This is a genomic window from Mesorhizobium sp. P2_E9 (assembly GCF_056403815.1).
On the sequence record NZ_JBFUET010000024.1, the window covers coordinates 67,283 to 84,437 of the forward strand.

General features: G+C 61.4%; 18 protein-coding genes and 2 pseudogenes. 7 read left to right on the forward strand and 13 right to left on the reverse strand.

What is annotated here, in order from left to right; translation table 11 throughout:
* Nucleotide 1: 1 nt before the first annotated feature.
* From lepB to rpoZ, 7 genes are all read right to left on the reverse strand, one after another.
* Nucleotides 2-751 carry a signal peptidase I gene (lepB, locus tag AC1D05_RS32435; protein WP_027045285.1) on the reverse strand — a complete coding sequence of 250 codons (750 nt, stop codon included), beginning with the start codon at nucleotides 749-751 and terminating at the stop codon, nucleotides 2-4.
* Nucleotides 752-829: 78 nt separating this feature from the next.
* Nucleotides 830-1,243: a holo-ACP synthase gene (gene acpS, locus AC1D05_RS32440; protein ID WP_027045284.1), complete on the reverse strand. Its 414-nt coding sequence runs from the start codon at nucleotides 1,241-1,243 to the stop codon at nucleotides 830-832.
* Nucleotides 1,240-1,839 carry a DUF2062 domain-containing protein gene (locus tag AC1D05_RS32445; protein WP_477446614.1) on the reverse strand — a complete coding sequence of 200 codons (600 nt, stop codon included), beginning with the start codon at nucleotides 1,837-1,839 and terminating at the stop codon, nucleotides 1,240-1,242. The genes acpS and AC1D05_RS32445 overlap by 4 nt, the downstream gene beginning before the upstream one ends.
* Before the next feature lie 261 nt (nucleotides 1,840-2,100).
* Complete coding sequence (locus tag AC1D05_RS32450) at nucleotides 2,101-2,502, reverse strand: VOC family protein (protein WP_477446616.1); 402 nt, start codon at nucleotides 2,500-2,502, stop codon at nucleotides 2,101-2,103.
* Nucleotides 2,503-2,548: 46 nt separating this feature from the next.
* A complete protein-coding gene (pyrE, locus tag AC1D05_RS32455; RefSeq protein WP_477446618.1) occupies nucleotides 2,549-3,127 on the reverse strand; it encodes an orotate phosphoribosyltransferase in 579 nt (192 codons plus the stop codon).
* Between the two features lie 30 nt (nucleotides 3,128-3,157).
* Complete coding sequence (locus tag AC1D05_RS32460) at nucleotides 3,158-5,386, reverse strand: RelA/SpoT family protein (protein WP_172230677.1); 2,229 nt, start codon at nucleotides 5,384-5,386, stop codon at nucleotides 3,158-3,160.
* A gap of 128 nt (nucleotides 5,387-5,514) precedes the next feature.
* Nucleotides 5,515-5,916 (reverse strand): DNA-directed RNA polymerase subunit omega, encoded by a 402-nt coding sequence (gene rpoZ, locus AC1D05_RS32465; protein WP_013896382.1) that lies wholly within the window; start codon nucleotides 5,914-5,916, stop codon nucleotides 5,515-5,517.
* A gap of 326 nt (nucleotides 5,917-6,242) precedes the next feature.
* On the opposite strand from rpoZ, the gene AC1D05_RS32470 reads away from it, so the two are divergent.
* Both AC1D05_RS32470 and AC1D05_RS32475 read left to right on the forward strand, forming a co-directional pair.
* The gene (locus tag AC1D05_RS32470; protein ID WP_172230683.1) at nucleotides 6,243-6,824 is read left to right on the forward strand and encodes a LabA-like NYN domain-containing protein; all 582 of its coding nucleotides are present in this window, start codon (nucleotides 6,243-6,245) and stop codon (nucleotides 6,822-6,824) included.
* Between the two features lie 11 nt (nucleotides 6,825-6,835).
* On the forward strand, nucleotides 6,836-7,492 hold the full coding sequence (locus AC1D05_RS32475; protein ID WP_477446620.1) for a uracil-DNA glycosylase: 657 nt from the start codon (nucleotides 6,836-6,838) through the stop codon (nucleotides 7,490-7,492).
* Nucleotides 7,493-7,512: 20 nt separating this feature from the next.
* On the opposite strand, the pseudogene AC1D05_RS32480 reads toward AC1D05_RS32475, so the two are convergent.
* Nucleotides 7,513-8,525: pseudogene (locus tag AC1D05_RS32480) on the reverse strand (zinc-binding alcohol dehydrogenase family protein).
* A 110-nt stretch (nucleotides 8,526-8,635) separates the two neighbouring features.
* Here AC1D05_RS32480 and AC1D05_RS32485 point away from each other — a divergent pair.
* A complete protein-coding gene (locus AC1D05_RS32485) occupies nucleotides 8,636-8,998 on the forward strand; it encodes a winged helix-turn-helix transcriptional regulator (RefSeq protein WP_027045275.1) in 363 nt (120 codons plus the stop codon).
* A gap of 27 nt (nucleotides 8,999-9,025) precedes the next feature.
* Here AC1D05_RS32485 and AC1D05_RS32490 read toward each other — a convergent pair whose 3' ends face one another.
* A complete protein-coding gene (locus AC1D05_RS32490; RefSeq protein WP_477446622.1) occupies nucleotides 9,026-9,499 on the reverse strand; it encodes an Lrp/AsnC family transcriptional regulator in 474 nt (157 codons plus the stop codon).
* Nucleotides 9,500-9,639: 140 nt separating this feature from the next.
* Here AC1D05_RS32490 and AC1D05_RS32495 point away from each other — a divergent pair, with 140 nt between their 5' ends.
* Complete coding sequence (locus tag AC1D05_RS32495; RefSeq protein ID WP_477446624.1) at nucleotides 9,640-10,530, forward strand: DMT family transporter; 891 nt, start codon at nucleotides 9,640-9,642, stop codon at nucleotides 10,528-10,530.
* A gap of 96 nt (nucleotides 10,531-10,626) precedes the next feature.
* Here the strand turns inward: AC1D05_RS32495 and AC1D05_RS32500 are convergent, their stop codons facing one another.
* The 3 genes from AC1D05_RS32500 to dapA all read right to left on the reverse strand — a co-directional run bounded on the left by AC1D05_RS32500 (nucleotide 10,627) and on the right by dapA (nucleotide 12,789).
* Nucleotides 10,627-11,337 carry a glycoside hydrolase family 25 protein gene (locus AC1D05_RS32500; RefSeq protein ID WP_477446626.1) on the reverse strand — a complete coding sequence of 237 codons (711 nt, stop codon included), beginning with the start codon at nucleotides 11,335-11,337 and terminating at the stop codon, nucleotides 10,627-10,629.
* Nucleotides 11,338-11,402: 65 nt separating this feature from the next.
* A complete protein-coding gene (gene smpB, locus AC1D05_RS32505) occupies nucleotides 11,403-11,882 on the reverse strand; it encodes an SsrA-binding protein SmpB (RefSeq protein WP_172230692.1) in 480 nt (159 codons plus the stop codon).
* 25 nt (nucleotides 11,883-11,907) lie between these two features.
* A complete protein-coding gene (gene dapA / locus AC1D05_RS32510) occupies nucleotides 11,908-12,789 on the reverse strand; it encodes a 4-hydroxy-tetrahydrodipicolinate synthase (RefSeq protein ID WP_477446629.1) in 882 nt (293 codons plus the stop codon).
* Between the two features lie 361 nt (nucleotides 12,790-13,150).
* Between dapA and AC1D05_RS32515 the strand changes: the two genes are divergently transcribed.
* Nucleotides 13,151-15,181 (forward strand): lytic transglycosylase domain-containing protein, encoded by a 2,031-nt coding sequence (locus AC1D05_RS32515; protein WP_477446631.1) that lies wholly within the window; start codon nucleotides 13,151-13,153, stop codon nucleotides 15,179-15,181.
* Between the two features lie 155 nt (nucleotides 15,182-15,336).
* Nucleotides 15,337-16,227, forward strand: coding sequence for an alpha/beta fold hydrolase (locus AC1D05_RS32520; RefSeq protein ID WP_477446633.1), 891 nt, complete (start codon nucleotides 15,337-15,339; stop codon nucleotides 16,225-16,227).
* A 60-nt stretch (nucleotides 16,228-16,287) separates the two neighbouring features.
* Here the strand turns inward: AC1D05_RS32520 and AC1D05_RS32525 are convergent, their stop codons facing one another.
* Nucleotides 16,288-16,593, reverse strand: coding sequence for a YbhB/YbcL family Raf kinase inhibitor-like protein (locus AC1D05_RS32525; protein WP_477446635.1), 306 nt, complete (start codon nucleotides 16,591-16,593; stop codon nucleotides 16,288-16,290).
* Between the two features lie 256 nt (nucleotides 16,594-16,849).
* Here AC1D05_RS32525 and AC1D05_RS32530 point away from each other — a divergent pair.
* Nucleotides 16,850-17,155, forward strand: a pseudogene (locus tag AC1D05_RS32530) (IS630 family transposase); the annotation flags it as partial.

A 17,155-nucleotide genomic window follows, 5' to 3' on the forward strand; every position in this document is an offset into this window, starting at 1 on the left:
CCTAATTGACGAAGTGGAACAGGCGCGAAGCGCGCATCAGCGACGGCCATTTCCAGATTTCGAGAGGGCTTGCCTTGCCGGCAATCGAGAAGAAAACGAGATTGGCGCGGCCAACCAGGTTCTCGGCAGGAACGTAGCCGACGGTGAACCGGCTGTCGGCGGAATTGTCCCGGTTGTCGCCCATCATGAAATAATGGCCGGGCGGCACGTCGAATTCACGCGTGTTGTCGCCGATCGAATTCGGATTGAGGTCGAGCGTGTCGTAGCTGACGCCGTTGGGCAAGGTTTCCCGGTAGACATCGATCGGCTGCGGCATTTCGGTGATGTCGGGATTGTCGATCTGGCCGGTCTTCACGCGCGGCACGCCGACGCCATTGATGAACAGCTGGCCGTTCTTCATCTGGATCTTGTCGCCAGGCAGGCCGACCACGCGCTTGATGTAATCAACGGAAGGGTCTGGCGGGAACTTGAACACCACGACGTCGCCGCGCTTGGGCTCGGAGCCCCAGATGCGACCCGAGAAAATGTCAGGGCCGAAAGGCAGCGAATAGCGCGAGTAGCCGTAGGACCATTTGGTGACGAACAGATAGTCGCCTTCCAGAAGCGTCGGCCGCATCGATCCCGACGGGATCGAAAAGGGCTGGAACAAGAGCGTGCGGATGACCAGGGCGAGCAAAAGCGCCTGGACGATGACGCTGACGGTTTCGCCAAGCCCGCCGGATTTCTTCTGAGATTTTTCAGCCACGCTCATGTCGTCCTCGATTGTGCGTTGGATGGTATAGAGTCTCGGCGCGCGCTGGGCAACGTCAATGCCGGTCGTCAGATGCAATCAATGTGGCGCTTCTTCGACGGGCAACGCCTCGATGATCACAAAGGCTTGAGCAAGCGGAAAATCATCCGTGATGGTGAGGTGGATCGCCGCCCGATGGCCTTTCGGCAGGATTTTTTGCAGTCGCACCAATGCGCCGCCGGTCAGCGCCATGGTCGGCGCTCCGCTGGGCAGGTTGACGACACCCATGTCGCGCCAGAACACGCCTTGCGCCAGACCGGTACCGAGCGCCTTGGCGCAAGCTTCCTTGGCGGCGAAGCGCTTGGCATAGGAGGCGGCGCGGGCACGACGGTTCTCCGAACGCGCCTGTTCAACCTCGGTGTAGATTCTCTGGACGAAGCGCTGACCGTGACGCTCCAACGATTTCTCGATGCGCCTGATATCGATCAGGTCGCTGCCGATGCCGATGATCATTGTGCGGCGGAACCGACGCTTCCGCCGGGATGGGACGATTGCGCATGGCGGCTTGCGCGCTCTGCCAGCCGTTTGCGCCTCTGCTCGCGAAACACAGTCATACCCCAGCGCGTGACACCGTAGAACAGGAGGCCGAACACCAGCCCGAGTGGCACCGCGCCGATCAGCATGGGCTCCAGCACGGGATGCCACAGTTTCGCGAAGGAAAGCGTGTGCAGCATTTCGCCCAGATGTGCCGGCGGACCATGCGCCGGCAGTCGGTCATGCAGGATGAGCTTGCCGGTCTCCCAGGATGCGCCCCACAGAATGGGAAAAGTCAGCGGATTGCCGAAGAAAACAGCGCCTAGAGCGGCCGCCACCAGATTGCCTGCGATCACCCAGCACAGGACGAAGGCAATGACGAAATGAAACCCGACGGGAAAGAACGAGGCGAAGACACCGGCGGCAACACCGGCGGCCACCGCATGCGGGGTGGCTTTCAACCGCAGGATGCGCTTGGACAAGTACTGAAGCGAGCGCGAAAATGAGCGGCGCGGCCAAAGGTAGGTACGCACCCGTTCGAGAAGGCCATCAGGCTTGCGGCGTCGAAAAAGCACTCTGTTCCCGTTCCACAACTCTCGCGCCGGCAATTTCCGCCGGGAATGAGATACATCATCTTGCGCTTAACGATCGCCCGATGGCAATCGCAACGTTGATATAGCGACGCGCTTGCGCAAGAACAACCGAACACCGCCTGAGCGGCGCGTGCTTGTTGCCGCACTTTCGGGCCAAGCATTCTTTGGATCGAACATCGGACAATCGCGGCGAATTTATGGAAACGGAAGCTGCTTGGCCGAAAGGCCTAGCCTTTCGGGCGCCTAAGACCGGTACTCGCTGACCTCGACCAAATTGCCGTCCGGGTCGCGAAAATACACCGACAGCATCGAGCCTCGGGCGCCGACGCGTTCAACCGGGCCGAGTTCCACCACCACTCCATTGGCCTCGATATGGGCGCGGATTTCGTCGAGCGGCCTGTCGGTGACCAGGCAGAAATCTGCGGACCCAGGTGTCGGCAACTTGGCCTTCGGCTCGAAGGTTCGGTTCACCTCATGGATATTGATCTTCTGGCTGCCGAAAGCCAGCGCTGTCGGCCGGGCCGGCGTATCGATGCGCTCAAAGCCCAGCACGCGCTGGTAAAAGGCGCAGGTCGCTTCTAGCGACGCCACCGTCAACACGAAATGATCGATGCCGACGATCATTTCCAATTTGTTTTCAGGCATGTCGTCACTCCCAAAACCGCTGCACACTTTAGGGCGACATACATGGTCAAATGTTGCGGCTGCCGGGCTTGATCGCCGGTAGCGCGGCAAGCTCCGGCGGCAGCCGGTCCGGCGGATAGGCTGGCACCTCGTATTCGGCGAGCGCGATCAGCGGCACGCCGACATGGGTCTTGCCCGCCGAACGGTCGATGATGCAGGCGGCGGCCACCACCTCGGCGCCAAGCTCGCGCAGGCATTCAATGGTTTCGCGGATCGACAGGCCGGTGGTGACGATATCCTCGACGATGACGACACGGGCACCCCTGGCGATCTCGAAGCGGCGCAGGCGGAACTCGCCCCCTTCCCGCTCGACCCAGATCGCCGGCACGCCGAGATGGCGCGAGGTTTCGTAGGCCGGGATCAGGCCGCCGATCGCCGGGCCGACGACATAGTCGATCTTGCCCGGCACCGCGGCGCGGATCTTTGTCGCCAGCGCCTTGCACAGACGCTCGGTCTTGTCGGCGTGCATGAACACCCGTGCCTTCTGAAGGAAGACCGGGCTGCGCAGGCCCGACGTCAGGATGAAATGCCCCTCCAGAACAGCACCCGCCTCGCGGAAAATGCCCAGCACTTCATCGGTCTTCATCTGCGCCTATCCCCTCATAGATCAGCCGCGTCAGCCATTCACACGACGTGCGTCGCTGACGCTCGAATTGTCCTTGAGCTGCGACAGCAGCCGGTTGAGATGCTTCAGATCCCAGACTTCGAGATCGATCAGCATTTCGGTGAAGTCAGGCGCGGTGCGCACCATCGACAGCGTATGGATGTTGGCGTCGTTGGACGCAACGACTTGGGCGATATCGGCAAGCGATCCCGGCGCATTGATGGCGGTGACCGAGACACGCGCGGGAAACCGTTCCTTGGTGCGTTCGTCAATGTCCCAGCGCACGTCGATCCAGCGCTCAGGCTGGTCGTCGAAGGCCTGCAGCGCCGGCGACTGGATCGGATAGATGGTGATGCCGGTCCCCGGCTGGACGATGCCGACGATGCGGTCGCCCGGCACCGCGCCTTCCGGCGCGAAGCGCACCGGCAGGTCGCCGCGCACGCCACGGATCGGCACGGCACCGTCGCGCGGCTGGTCCTTGTCCTTGCGGGCGGCGCGGCCTGGAATCTGGAACAGCATGCCTGCAGCATTGCGGATCTTCGACCAGCCCTCCTCGCGCGGCTTGGGCGCTGCCGACGTGACACGCTCGTCCTTGTAGTCAGGGAAGACCGCCTTCATGACGTCGGTAGAGGCCAGTTCGCCACGACCGACGGATGCCAGCACATCCTCGATGTCCTTGCGCGCCAGCCGGTGCAGCACAGGCTTCAAGCTTTCCTTGGTGAAAGTCTTGCCGGCCCGTTCGAAGGCGCGCTCCAGAATGCGCGCGCCGAGACCCGAATACTGCTTGCGGATGGCGTTCTTGGTGGCGCGGCGGATGGCGGCGCGTGCCTTGCCGGTGACGACGACTGACTCCCAAGCCGCCGGCGGCACCTGCGCCTTGGAGCGGATGATCTCGACCTCGTCGCCATTCTTCAGTTCCGTCATCAGCGGCATGATGCGGCCATTGACCTTGGCGCCGACGCAGGTGTCGCCGACATCGGTGTGCACCGCATAGGCGAAGTCGATGGGCGTGGCGCCACGCGGTAAGGCAATCAGCATGCCCTTCGGCGTGAAGCAGAACACCTGGTCCTGGAACAGCTCCAGCTTGGTGTTTTCGAGGAAATCCTCGGGATTATCGCCTTCGGCCAGTTGCTCGATGGTGCGCCGCAGCCAGGCATAAGCGTTGGTCTCCTTCGAGATCGCATGGCCGGCGCCGTTGGTCTTGCCGCCGGTGTCCTTGTAGATCGAGTGCGCCGCGACGCCGTATTCGGCGATCTTGTTCATCTCGCGGGTGCGGATTTGCAGTTCGACGCGCTGGCGCGAGGGACCGACGATGGTGGTGTGGATCGAGCGGTAGTCGTTCTGCTTCGGCGTCGAGATGTAGTCCTTGAAGCGGCCGGGCACCATCGACCATGTCGTGTGGATGGCGCCGAGCGCGCGATAGCAGTCTTCGACGCTGTCGACGACGACGCGGAAGCCGAAAATGTCGGACAGCTGCTCGAAAGACAGCGCCTTGGCCTCCATCTTGCGGAACACCGACCAGGGCTTCTTCTGCCGGCTCTTCACTCCGGCGTTGATGGCATGCTTTTCAAACAGCGCCGACAGCGCCTTTTCGATGTCGGTCAGCACGCCCTTGTTGCGCTCGAAAATCTCGGCGAGCCGGGCGGTGACCGCGCGATAGGCTTCCGGATTGATAAAGCGGAAGGCGATCTCTTCCAGCTCCTCGCGCATGCCTTGCATGCCCATGCGCCCGGCCAGCGGCGCGTAGATGTCCATCGTCTCCTCGGCAATGCGCAGGCGTTTGGCCTCGGGCATGTGGTCGAGGGTGCGCATGTTGTGCAAACGGTCGGCGAGCTTGACCAGCAGCACGCGCACATCTTCAGAGATCGCCAGCAGCAGCTTGCGCAGGTTTTCCGCCTGCTCGGCCTTCTTGGAGACAAGGTCGAGCTTCTTCAGCTTGGTCAGGCCCTCGACCAGCTTGCCCATTTCGGGACCGAACAGATCGTCGATCTCGGCCCGCGTCGCCGTGGTGTCCTCGATGGTGTCGTGCAGCAAAGCGACAGCGATCGTCGCCTCGTCCATGTGCATTTCGGTGAGGATGGCGGCGACTTCGAGCGGATGCGAGAAATAGGGGTCGCCGGAAGCGCGCTTCTGGTGGCCATGCTTCTGCATGGCATAGACATAGGCCTTGTTGAGCAACGCCTCGTTGACGTCAGGCTTGTAGCGCTGGACGCGCTCGACAAGCTCATACTGACGCATCATGGGCGGAATCTCTCAGCGATGAAATGAATCATGCGCCGCACTGCTGTACGGCGCATGTCATAGATAGCCACGAAACTGCCCAGACGGAAGTGCCGCTGGATTGTTCCAGGCGCTTCCGGAGCGTTGTCTTAGTAGTCGTCGCTCTTTTCCGGCGGCACCAGACCCTCGATGCCGGCCAGCAGGTCTTCCTCGGTCATCCGATCGAACGTGACATTCTCCTCGGCGTCATCGGTGTCGGCGGCCGCAACGGCACCGCCGGTCTGGTCGGCGATCACCTCGCCATCGGCTTCGGGCTCATCGACCTCGACATGCTTCTGCAGCGAATGGATCAGATCTTCCTTGAGATCGTCGGGCGACAGCGTCTCGTCGGCGATCTCGCGCAAGGCGATGACCGGGTTCTTGTCGTTGTCGCGAGGAACGGTGATCTGCGCGCCCTGGCTGATCTGGCGAGCACGGTGGCCGGCCAAAAGCACCAGCTCGAAGCGGTTGTCGACCTTGTCGATGCAATCTTCAACGGTTACGCGGGCCATGGACTGCCCCTTTCATGCCTGGATTTGATGGAAAACAGGCGCGGTCCATAACCCGAACGCCGCCAAAATACAAGCATCATGCCAAAGTCGGCGCTGCAGGACACTCAATCGCGCGGTCAAACACCCGATTGAGGCGGAACGCCGTTGTGTTCATGGCGTTCGTCGCCGCGATCACAATTGCTTGCATTGCCCCATCACGCCTTGGATTGCCACCAAACTGGCGTTATCTCGGATGGACAAGGTCAGCCGGTTTATTATGAGCCAGACCGATAGTCGCTACCGCATTTCGTTTAGACGGCCGCATTTTTCGAAAAGGAATATTTTCCATGTTCGACCCTCGTGAAAAAATCGCGCTGTTCATCGACGGCGCCAATCTCTACGCCACGTCACGCGCGCTCGGCTTCGACATCGACTATCGCAAGCTGCTGTCGAGTTTCCAGAAGCGCGGCTATCTGTTGCGCGCCTATTACTACACGGCGCTGGTCGAGGATCAGGAATACTCCTCGATCCGCCCGCTGATCGACTGGCTCGACTATAACGGCTTCAAGGTGGTGACCAAGCCGGCCAAGGAATTCACCGACTCGACCGGCCGCCGCAAGATCAAGGGCAATATGGACATCGAACTCACCGTCGATGCGCTGGAACTCGCAGATGTCGTCGACCACTATGTCATCTTCTCCGGCGATGGCGACTTCCGCACGCTGGTCGAGGCGCTGCAGCGGCGTGGCCGCAAAGTGTCGATCGTCTCGACCATGGCCTCGCAGCCGCCGATGATTTCCGACGATCTGCGCCGCCAGGCCGACCATTTCATCGACCTGACGACGCTGAAGAGCGAAGTCGGCCGCGATCCCTCCGAACGGCCCGTGCGGCGGCCCGAACCGGCTGAAGTCGACGAGGACGACTACTGAGGCCCGTCGCCTTGACCGCCCTCTCCGCTTCCGAACCGAACCGCGACTGCCCGCTCTGCCCGCGGCTGCATGATTTCATTGCCGAATGGCGGCAGCGCGAGCCGTCCTGGTTCAACGCGCCGGTGCCGACTTTTTTGCCGCTCGAGGGCGAGGACACCGTCCAGCTTCTGATCATCGGACTGGCGCCCGGCCTGCGCGGCGCCAACCGTACCGGCCGCCCCTTCACCGGCGACTATGCCGGCGATCTGCTCTACTCGACGCTGATCGCTCACGGCTTTGCGCGCGGGGAGTTCAAGGCGCGGCCTGATGACGGGCTGGAGCTTGTCGGTACGGCGATCACCAATGCGGTGCGCTGCGTACCGCCGGAGAACAAGCCGGTCGGCGCCGAAATCGCCACCTGCCGGAGATACCTGGTGCCGACGATCGCCCGGTTCCCAAACCTGCGCGCCGTGCTGGCACTGGGTTCGATCGCGCACCAGTCGACCGTGCGCGCACTGGGCGGGCGCGTCGCCGCCTACCCGTTCAAGCATGGCGGGCAATTGCCGGCCGGCGGCATCACGCTGTTTTCGAGCTACCACTGCTCGCGCTACAACACCAATACCGGCGTCTTGACGGAGGAGATGTTCGTCAATGTTTTTGGCCAGATAGAAGCTTTCCTGCAAAGTTAGATTCGGCCGGGCGACCCGGATCAAAAGCCTTCGAGGACAATCTTGCCCTTGGCTTTGCCGGTCTCGATCAGTGCATGGGCCCGCTTCAGATTGGCGGCATTGATGGCACCGAAGGTTTCGCCCAAGGTGGTGCGGATGGTGCCTTGATCGACAAGGCGTGACAGTTCGTTCAGATGCTCGCCCTGTGCGGCCATGTCCTGCGTCTCGAACAGCGAGCGGGTGAACATCAGTTCCCAGTGGACCGAAACGCTCTTGCGCTTGAACGGATTGATGTCGAGCGTCTGGGGATCGTCGATCAAGCCGAACCGGCCCTGGGGTGCGATCAATTCGGCGATCTCGGCGAGGTGCCGGTCGGTGTTGGTTGTCGAGAATACGAAAGCTGGTGCGCCGATGCCGAGGGCCGTAACTTCGGCAGCCAACGGCTTGGAATGGTCGATGACATGATGGGCGCCAAGTCCAAGCACCCAGTCGCGTGTCTCGGGCCTTGATGCCGTGGCGATCACCGTCAGATCGGTCAGTTGGCGCGCAAGCTGGACCGCAATCGAGCCGACGCCACCGGCCCGCCGATGATCACGATGGCATTCGCGGCGCCCACGACAGGCTTCTTCACGTCAATTCGATCGAACAGCGCCTCGAAGGCGGTGATCGCCGTCAACGGCAGCGCCGCTGCCTGCGCATAGTCGAGCGAGCCGGGCTTGCGGCCGACAAGACGCTCATCGACAAGGTGGAACTCGGCATTGGTGCCTTGCGGCGCGAGCGCACCGGAATAGAAGACATCGTCACCAGGCTTGAACAGACTGGCATCCGGACCGGTCGCCGCGACCCGACCGGCGGCGTCCCAACCAAGCACCCGCCACGCTCCCGCTTCGGGTTTGGCACTTTTCCGAATTTTGGTGTCGACCGGATTGACCGAAATCGCCTTCACCTCGACCAGCAGTTGACGGCCTTTCGGCTCCGGCTTGGGCAGGTCGATATCGACAAGGGAAGCCTCATCGGTGATGGGGGCTGGGATTTGATAGCCGACGGCGCGCATTTCGATCTCCGCGATTGCTGTTGAGCTTTGTGTCGGGCAGAGATGCGGATTATGTGCGCAAAGCGCAAGAATGCACATATAAAGCACATAGTGTCGAACAGGATACCGTCATGCCGCGCATTCGCCATGAGCGTTTCGATTGCAGCCCAGGCTGCACCGTGGAGGGAACGCTCCGCTATATCGACGGAAAGTGGAAAGGCGTCGTGCTCTACCATCTGTTCGAGGGCACGCTGCGCTTCAACGAGATCCGCCGGCGCATTCCCAACTGCACGCAGCGCATGCTGACCAACCAGCTGCGCGAACTGGAAGCTGATGGGCTGATTGCCCGCAAGATCTATCCGGAAGTGCCGCCGAAGGTGGAATACAGCCTGACGCCACGCGGCCGAAGCCTGGAGCCGGTGATCACCGCCCTGAAAGTGTGGGGCGATGCGAATGTGACGCTGGCGCCGCAGGTTTCGCAAGCAGCGGCTTGAAGCGGCGGCGGTAAGGGCTGGCGAAGTTCACACCGGCAGCAAGGCATCGGGTTTCACGTCGCCGATCGACGCATAGGTGTGTGTCTCCTTCACCCCCGGCAACGGCAGGATCACACGTTTCAGAAAATCCTGATAATCGGCCATTTCGGCAATGCGCGCCTTCACCAGATAGTCGAAGCCGCCGACGACCATATGGCACTCCAGAACCTCGGGCGCCTTTGCCACCGCCTCGGCGAAACGGTCAAAGACATGCGGAGCCGTGTGATCCAGCCGCACCTCGATGAAAACAAGCGTGCCGCGACCAATCTTCGCCGGATTGAGCACGGCCCTGACAGCAGTGATGAACCCGTCGCGGAACAGGCGTTTCAGGCGCTGGCTGGTGCCCGTCGGCGAGAGGCCGACGCGGGCTGCCAGATCGAGCGTGGTGCGGCGTCCATCTTCCTGCAGCAATCGCAGCAGACTGCGGTCGATGGCGTCGAGACCGCCTGATTCAGAATTCACTTTTCTGCCGCCCTGTTCGCGTGAATTTCACTTAATTTTCTTGAAAGAATCATATTCTATCACGGCTTTGCCAGCAATATCCTGTGCTTACCGTGATGTTCGGGACAGCCCGACGGCGATGTCGGTTACAGGTGGCGGACGTGGCAGAAAGCTCAGGAAACGCAAAGCTGGCAATCATCGCCGGGCTGACCATGATCGGCATCTATGCGGTGCAATTCGTCGCCGCCCGCTTCAGCCTCAGAGACCATCTGACGGCAACCGACATGGCGACCCTGCGCTTTGCCGGTGCGGCTGCTGCCTTCCTGCCGATCGTCTGGCGAAGCGGCGTTTCACGGATGAAGGCATTGGGCTGGCGGCGGGCACTGGTATTGGCTGTTCTGGCCGGATTGCCTTATCCGCTGATCATCAATTGGGGCCTTACCTATGCGCCCGCTGTCCATGGCGCAGCACTTTGCCCCGCCTCGATTGTGTTCTTCTCGTTCCTGCTATCGCTCTTTTTGGAGCGCGCCTCGCATCAACGCACCATCGGCGTCGCCACCATAATCGTCGGGCTGCTGTTGTTCATCGCGCCGGCACGCGGCGGCAGCAATGAAATTCTCCTCGGCGATCTGCTGTTCGTCGGTTCGGGCCTCATGTTCTCCGCCTACGCAACGCTTGTGCGGCAATGGCGTGTCGATCCGGTCACGGCGACCGCGAGCGTGGTGTTCCTGTCTTGCGTGCCGTTGCCCTTTCTTGCCCTCTTCGCACCAAGCGGTTTCCATGCCGCGGCAGGTGCCGAGATCGTCAGCCAGGTCGTTATCCAGGGCCTTCTTGCCGGTGCGGCCGCCATGTTCCTCTACACCTACATGGTCGGGCAACTCGGGTCGCAGGCGGCATCGCTGTTCATGCCGGGCGTACCGATCGCCACGGTGGCGGTCGGCATGGTCGTGCTCGGCGAAGCACCGACTGCGATCCAATTCGCGGCCATAGCGATCATGGCCACGGGGATGGGCTTTTCAGCAATGGCAAGACGCGCTGCACAACAGGCTTAACGGTGAAGTCACCAAAATCATCAATTATTTCAATGGCATAGCTAGTTTTATGAAGAAACGGATTCGAGCTTGCAGTTCCCCAGGCGATTCAACACCTCAATTCGCCGGCGCAAGCAGAGACGCCAATCTGTCCTGCCCGCCCTGAAGGACGTTCAGGTCGACATCACCCGCGATACCGTCGACGCGCCCCCTGTTGTGGTACTGCCAATAGATCCAGTCGTGGCGGTCCGGTTCCACCAGCAGTGAGCGAAGCCAGAGCGGGCGAGCGGCGATCTGCCCGGCATAGGCAGCCTCGGCCTCATCGGTCAGATAAACGATTGCCGTCTTGCCGAATGCCGCCTCGACCGGTCCGAGGAAAGCCTGGAGTTCGGCATTCAACTGTTCGGGCGATGGACGCTGCGGACAATTACCGCCGAACTCGACATCGACGACCGGCGGCAGCAAGGGCTGATCGTGCGGCACGACCGAGATGAAATTCTTCGCTTGGTCGGCGCCCGGCCGGCAGAAGGTGAAGAAGTGATAGGCGCCGACCGCAAGGCCAGCCGCGCGCGCCTCACGCAGATTGGTGGCAAAGGCATCATCGATATGATCGCCACCCTCGGTCGCCTTGATGATGGTGAAGGCGACATCGTCGGCGGCAACACGCCGCCAGTCGATCTCGCCCTGATGATGAGAAACGTCGATGCCTCTGAGCGGATATTTGCCACGGTCGGGAGAATAGGTGTGGAAGTAGACAAAGCCACCGGCCACGACCAACGCTGCGAAAACCAGACTCGCTGCCCCCCAAAGGACCAACCGTTTTTTCAAATCAGCAGCCCCATGCAAGTCAGCCGGCTTGCTGCACTGTCATTGCCAAGAATGGCAACTTGGTGTCACCCACGCTCCTTGAGCAGCCGGCCCTTCTCGCGCGACCAGTCGCGCTGCTTTTCGGTCTCGCGCTTGTCGTGCAATTTCTTGCCGCGGCCGACGGCGAGCAGCAGCTTGGCGCGGCCCTGATCGTTGAAATAGATTTTTAGCGGCACCAGCGTCATGCCTTCACGGTCAACGCTCTGCGACAGCTTGGCCATCTCACGCTTGTTGAGCAGGAGTTTGCGGCGCCGCCTGGGCTCGTGGTTGAAGCGATTGGCCTGCAGATATTCCGGCAGATACGAATTGATCAGCCAGATCTCGCCACCCTCCACCGAGGCATAGCTGTCCTGGATGTTGGCCTGACCCTGACGCAGCGACTTGACCTCGGTGCCGGTCAGCACAAGGCCGGCCTCGACCGTGTCGAGCACCTCATAGGAAAACCGCGCCTTGCGATTTTCCGAAACGGTCTTGTTGTTGGGATCGGCTTTTCTGACTTGATTCATGATGTGGAGAGGTGGCGCCTCATCCCTAATTAATCAAGCCGGCGTGCTTCAATGCCGCGTCAAGCTTCAACGCAGTCGACTCCTCGACCGTGACAAGCGGCGACCGAAGCACGTTTTCGATCTTGCCGAGCTTCCAAAGCGCATACTTTGCGCCGGAAACGCCGGGTTCGATAAAGATCGCCTTGTGCAATGGCAGCAGGCGATCCTGCAATTCCAGCGCCTTGGCGCTGTCCCCGGACAGGGTCGCCTCCTGAAACTCCGCGCAGAGCCGCGGCGCGACGTTCGAAGTCACCGAAATAGCGCCGACGCCGCCATGCGCGTTGAAGCCGAGTGCCGAAGCGTCCTCGCCTGAAAGCTGGATGAAATCCTTGCCGCAGGTCATGCGTTGCTCGGAGACACGCTCAACCTTGCCGGTGGCGTCCTTGACGCCGACGATGTTCTTGAAGTCGTGCGCGAGCCTGCCCATCGTTTCCGGGCTCATGTCGATGACCGAGCGCGGCGGGATGTTGTAGATAATGATCGGCAGCTTGGTCGCCCTGGCGACGGCGGCGAAATGCTCGTAGAGGCCGCGCTGCGTCGGCTTGTTGTAGTAGGGCGTGACGACCAGGGCGGCATCCGCGCCGGCCTTCTCGGCATATTGTACAAGCCCGACCGCTTCTTCGGTGTTGTTGGAACCGGCGCCGGCGACGACCGGGACGCGACCCTTGGCCACCTCGATGCAGACCTTGATGACATGGCGGTGCTCATCATGCGACAGCGTCGGCGACTCGCCGGTCGTGCCCACCGGGACCAGACCCGTCGTGCCTTCCCCTAGCTGCCATTCGACAAACGCGCGAAAGGCTTTCTCGTCGAAACGCCCGCTCTTTTCGAACGGTGTCACGAGCGCAGTAAGCGAGCCTCTCAGCATGTCGTCCAACTCCTTGGGACTTTTTGTTTACGCATGTCGTTGCCCCAAAACCGGTATCCACTTTTGGGCGACATGCTTCGGCTTGTTTATGCATGTCGTTGTCCCAAAACCGGTAACCACTTTTAGGCAACATGCATCGGTGTTTTGTCGATCAGTTTATCGTGCGCGCCTTCTAACCGAAAGCGAAGCGGCGCACCATAGTCTCGACATGGTTGCGCGGCAAGCATTGCCATGGTGCCAGCAAGCGCAATTCGAACGGCCTCGATAACTCTTTGTTTACGAGCCCTTCACGACCTAAGTTTAGGCTTCGAGGCTTCTTCGCCTGCTGATAAAATGCTGGATTAGGGAAAGATACGAGATCATGCCGACCAGTCGGCCTCACCTCTTCGCGCTGCTTGGCGCCATTGCCGGGCTGATGCCCGGCGTGGCGATCAGTGGCAGCGTCGATGTGCGGGTCACCTCGGCTATTCCGATGCCGAGCCCGCAGGACAGCGCACAGCAGGCCCCCTCGCCAAGCGTCGCGCTGTTGAAGAGCGGGCTGGACGCTCTGGCGACCGGCGATATCACGGGCGCCCGTGGCGTACGCGATGCGCTTCCCGCTCAATCGCTCGACCAGCACATACTGGCCTGGGCGATCGCGCTTTATGGCGGCGACAAGGTTCCGAGCGGCGACATCACTGCTGCCGCGAAGATGCTGCCCAACTGGCCGGGCACGGTTGCCCTGCGCAAGAACAGCGAGCGCGCGCTCTGCCGCGAGAACCCCGCCGCCGATGTTGTCATCCAGGCGTTCGATGGCAGCCAGCCGCAGACATTCGAAGGCGTCATGGTTCTTGCCCGCGCCTATGTCGCGACGGCCAACGTCAAGGCGGCACGCTCGGTGCTGTCGCCTTTCTGGCGCACCACGGTCCTGGAAGCCAAGGACGAGACGGCGCTGATCAAGGAATTCGGCAGTCTGATCCCCGCCGCCGACCACCGTTTTCGCATGGACCGCATGTTCTATGCCGACCGGGTGAATTCCGCGCTGCGCATTGCCGGTCTTGCCGGCGCCCAGCAGTTTGCCGAGGCCTGGGCCGCGGCCGACAGAGGCGACAAGAATGCGTTGAAACTGCTGAAGGCAGTCCCGGCACCCCAGCGTTCGGCGGGTTATTTCTTCGCGCAGGCGGAATATCTGCGCAAGCAGGAGGATTTTGCCGGCGCCGCTGCCGTCGTGATGAAGGCGCCGACGGACCGCGAGGCTCTGGTCGATCCGGACGCCTGGTGGGTCGAGCGCCGGGTGCTGTCGCGCGAACTGGTCGACCAGGGCGACATGAAGACGGCTTACCGGATCGTCGCCACGCATGCCGCTGAAAGTGCTGCCAATGCGGCCGAAGCCGAGTTCCATGCCGGCTGGTATGCGCTGCGCGGCCTGAACGACCCCAAGCTTGCCGCAACGCATTTTTCGCGCATTGCCGACCTCGCCCAGGGGCCGATGACGCTGTCACGCGCCTATTACTGGCTCGGCCGTGCGGCGGAAGTCGGCGGCCCGGGCAATGCCAAGGACTATTTTGGGCGCGCCGCCGCTTACGGTACGACCTTTTACGGCCAGCTTGCCGCCGAGCGTGTCGGCCGGCAGGCGCTCAACATCGTCTATCCCACGCCAAGTGCCGCCGACCGGCAGAATTTTGCCGGCCGCGAAGCCGTCAGCGCCATCAAGCGATTGCAAGAGGCAGGCTATGACCGCTATGCCGAGACGCTCTATCGCGACCTTGCCGGGCAGTTGACCAGCCCCGGCGAACTGGCGCTGCTCGCAGTCCTTGCCGAAAAGCAGGACAACCATTTCATGGCGCTGAAGGTCGGAAAGATCGCCGGGGCACGTGGCATCGATGTCGGTGCGCTGTCGCACCCGCTCGGCGTCATCCCTGATTCGGTCAACATTTCCGGCTCGGGCAAGGCGCTGGCCTATGCGATCGCCCGACAGGAGAGCGAATTCAACGTCGGCGCCGTATCAAGTGCCGGCGCGCGCGGGCTTCTGCAGCTGATGCCGGGAACCGCCAGGCAACTGGCGAAGAAGGCCGGGTTGCAGTTTTCGCAGGCACGGCTGACCACCGACGCCGGCTATAATGCCACTCTCGGTTCAGCCTTCCTCGGCGAGCAGCTCGACCGCTTCAACGGCTCGTACGTGCTGACCTTCGCCGGCTACAATGCGGGGCCCAACCGGGCCAGCCAGTGGGTGGCGAAATACGGCGACCCGCGCGGCAAGGACATCGATGCGGTGGTGGACTGGATCGAGCGGATTCCCTACACGGAAACAAGAAGTTACGTGCAGCGCGTGATGGAGAATTACGAGGTCTACAAGATGCGTATTTCCGGCAAATACGACATCGTCGGCGATCTCGTGAACGGGCGCAGCTGAGGAAGCCGACGGATCGAGAGGCGAGTCAGCCGAAACTGCCGATCCCCCAAAGGACCCCCAAGGGGGAGATTGCTAACCTAGCCCCGAATTGACGCTCCCCGCCCTCGCCTGTAGCAGTCAGAGAGGATTAGGCGGCGAGAAGGTAGCGTGTCCAGATGTCGAGCACTAAAGACTTTTCCGACTTCTTTTACGCCGCGCCAGATGGGCTGAGACTTCACGCCCGCATCTACGGTGAAGCAAATTCCGGACACTGGCCGGTGGTCTGCCTGCCCGGTCTGACCCGCAACGCTCGAGACTTTCATGATCTTGCGCTCTATCTGTCGCAGCGCGCCGACACTGCGCGCCAGGTCGTGGCTTTCGATTATCGTGGGCGAGCGATGTCGGCCTACGATCCCGAGATCGCTCACTACAATGTCGGTGTCGAAGCCGGCGATGTCCTTGCGGGACTCGCAGCACTTGGCGTTGACCACGCCGCTTTCATCGGCACTTCGCGCGGCGGCCTGATCATCCATGTGCTCGGGGCATTGAAGCCGGCCGCGCTAAAAGCCATTGTGCTCAATGACATCGGGCCAGTGATCGAAGCCGAAGGCCTTGCCAACATCCGCTCCTATCTTGAGCGCTCGCTGAAGCCGAAGACATTCCATGAAGCATTGGATGCGCAACGGCGCACCCATGGCGACGACTTTCCGGCACTAACCCATGCGGACTGGGCGCGGATGGTGGGGGCCATCCATCGCAAGACGGACGCCGGGCTGATACCGGATTTCGATCCGGCCCTTGTCGACACCTTGGCCGGCGTCGACTTCAGCAAGCCGCTGCCGGATCTATGGCCGCAATTCGATGCGCTGGCGGCCACCCCGCTGCTTGCCATACGTGGTGGCAAGTCGAAACTGCTCTCCGCCGCAACGCTTGAGGACATGCAAAAGCGCCATCCCGGCATGGACACGATCACCGTTAGTGGCCAGGGCCACGCGCCGTTCCTGGAGACCGGCGACTTGCCCCAGAGAATTGCTGAATTCATCGACAAGGCAAACGCTCGTCACTGATCGAATTGGCTGCGCAAGACGCGAGTTCGATTCGACCGGCGCGTCACCCGATACGAGCCCTTACGGGAAGCGTTTCCTTGCCTTCGCTATCCCCACCGTTTTGCCGCTGGCATCGAGCGCCTTGACGGTGAACTGGTAGGTGTGGGGCGATGGAGGACATGGCCCTCTGTACGAAAATGCACCGTAAGGCAGGGAATTTCCGGAAAATGTGACTCTGCCGCCGCCGTGAGTGAAATCCGGCGCGTCCAAATCAGACATGCGAATGTCAAGCTTGGCCGTCCCGGCCGGGACACCACTCAATTTCATAGGTGGTGACTTACTATCGAAGCACTTTTTGGTTGGTCCCCAGTCCACAGAAACTGACATTCCAGCCTGGGCCGCCGCAACAGAACAGCATAGCAGAACCGCACAAACCAATACCTTCACGGCCCTGCCCCCTCAAGGTCAAATTGCCCAGACAACACTATCACAGCACTTTGACAAGAGTATAGGTTACCACTTTAGACCGCAAGCCGCCCGCTCTATTTACTGCTAGAGCGGTTCACGCCTTGATGGAATCGAAGGGGATTCCCGATTTGTCGGATTTGTGATTCAAGATGCTGGCTGGAGTGGAGGCCAGCATCTGATGACCCGACCTCTTTCCAATGATCTTCGCGAGCGAGTTGTGGCTGCGGTTTTGAGTGGTGAGAGCCGCCGGTCGGCCGCCAAACGGTTTGGCATTTCGATTTCAGCCGCTGTGAAGCTGTTGCAGCGCCATGGAACGACCGGCTCGGTGGCACCAGGCAAGATGGGTGGACACCGCAAGAGAGTACTGGAGCCGCACCGTGCCTTCATCGAGGCACGCATCCGTGAGACGCCGCATCTGACGCTGCACGGTCTGAAGGATGAGTTGGCCGGTCGCGGAGTCAAAGTCTCGCACAACGCGGTG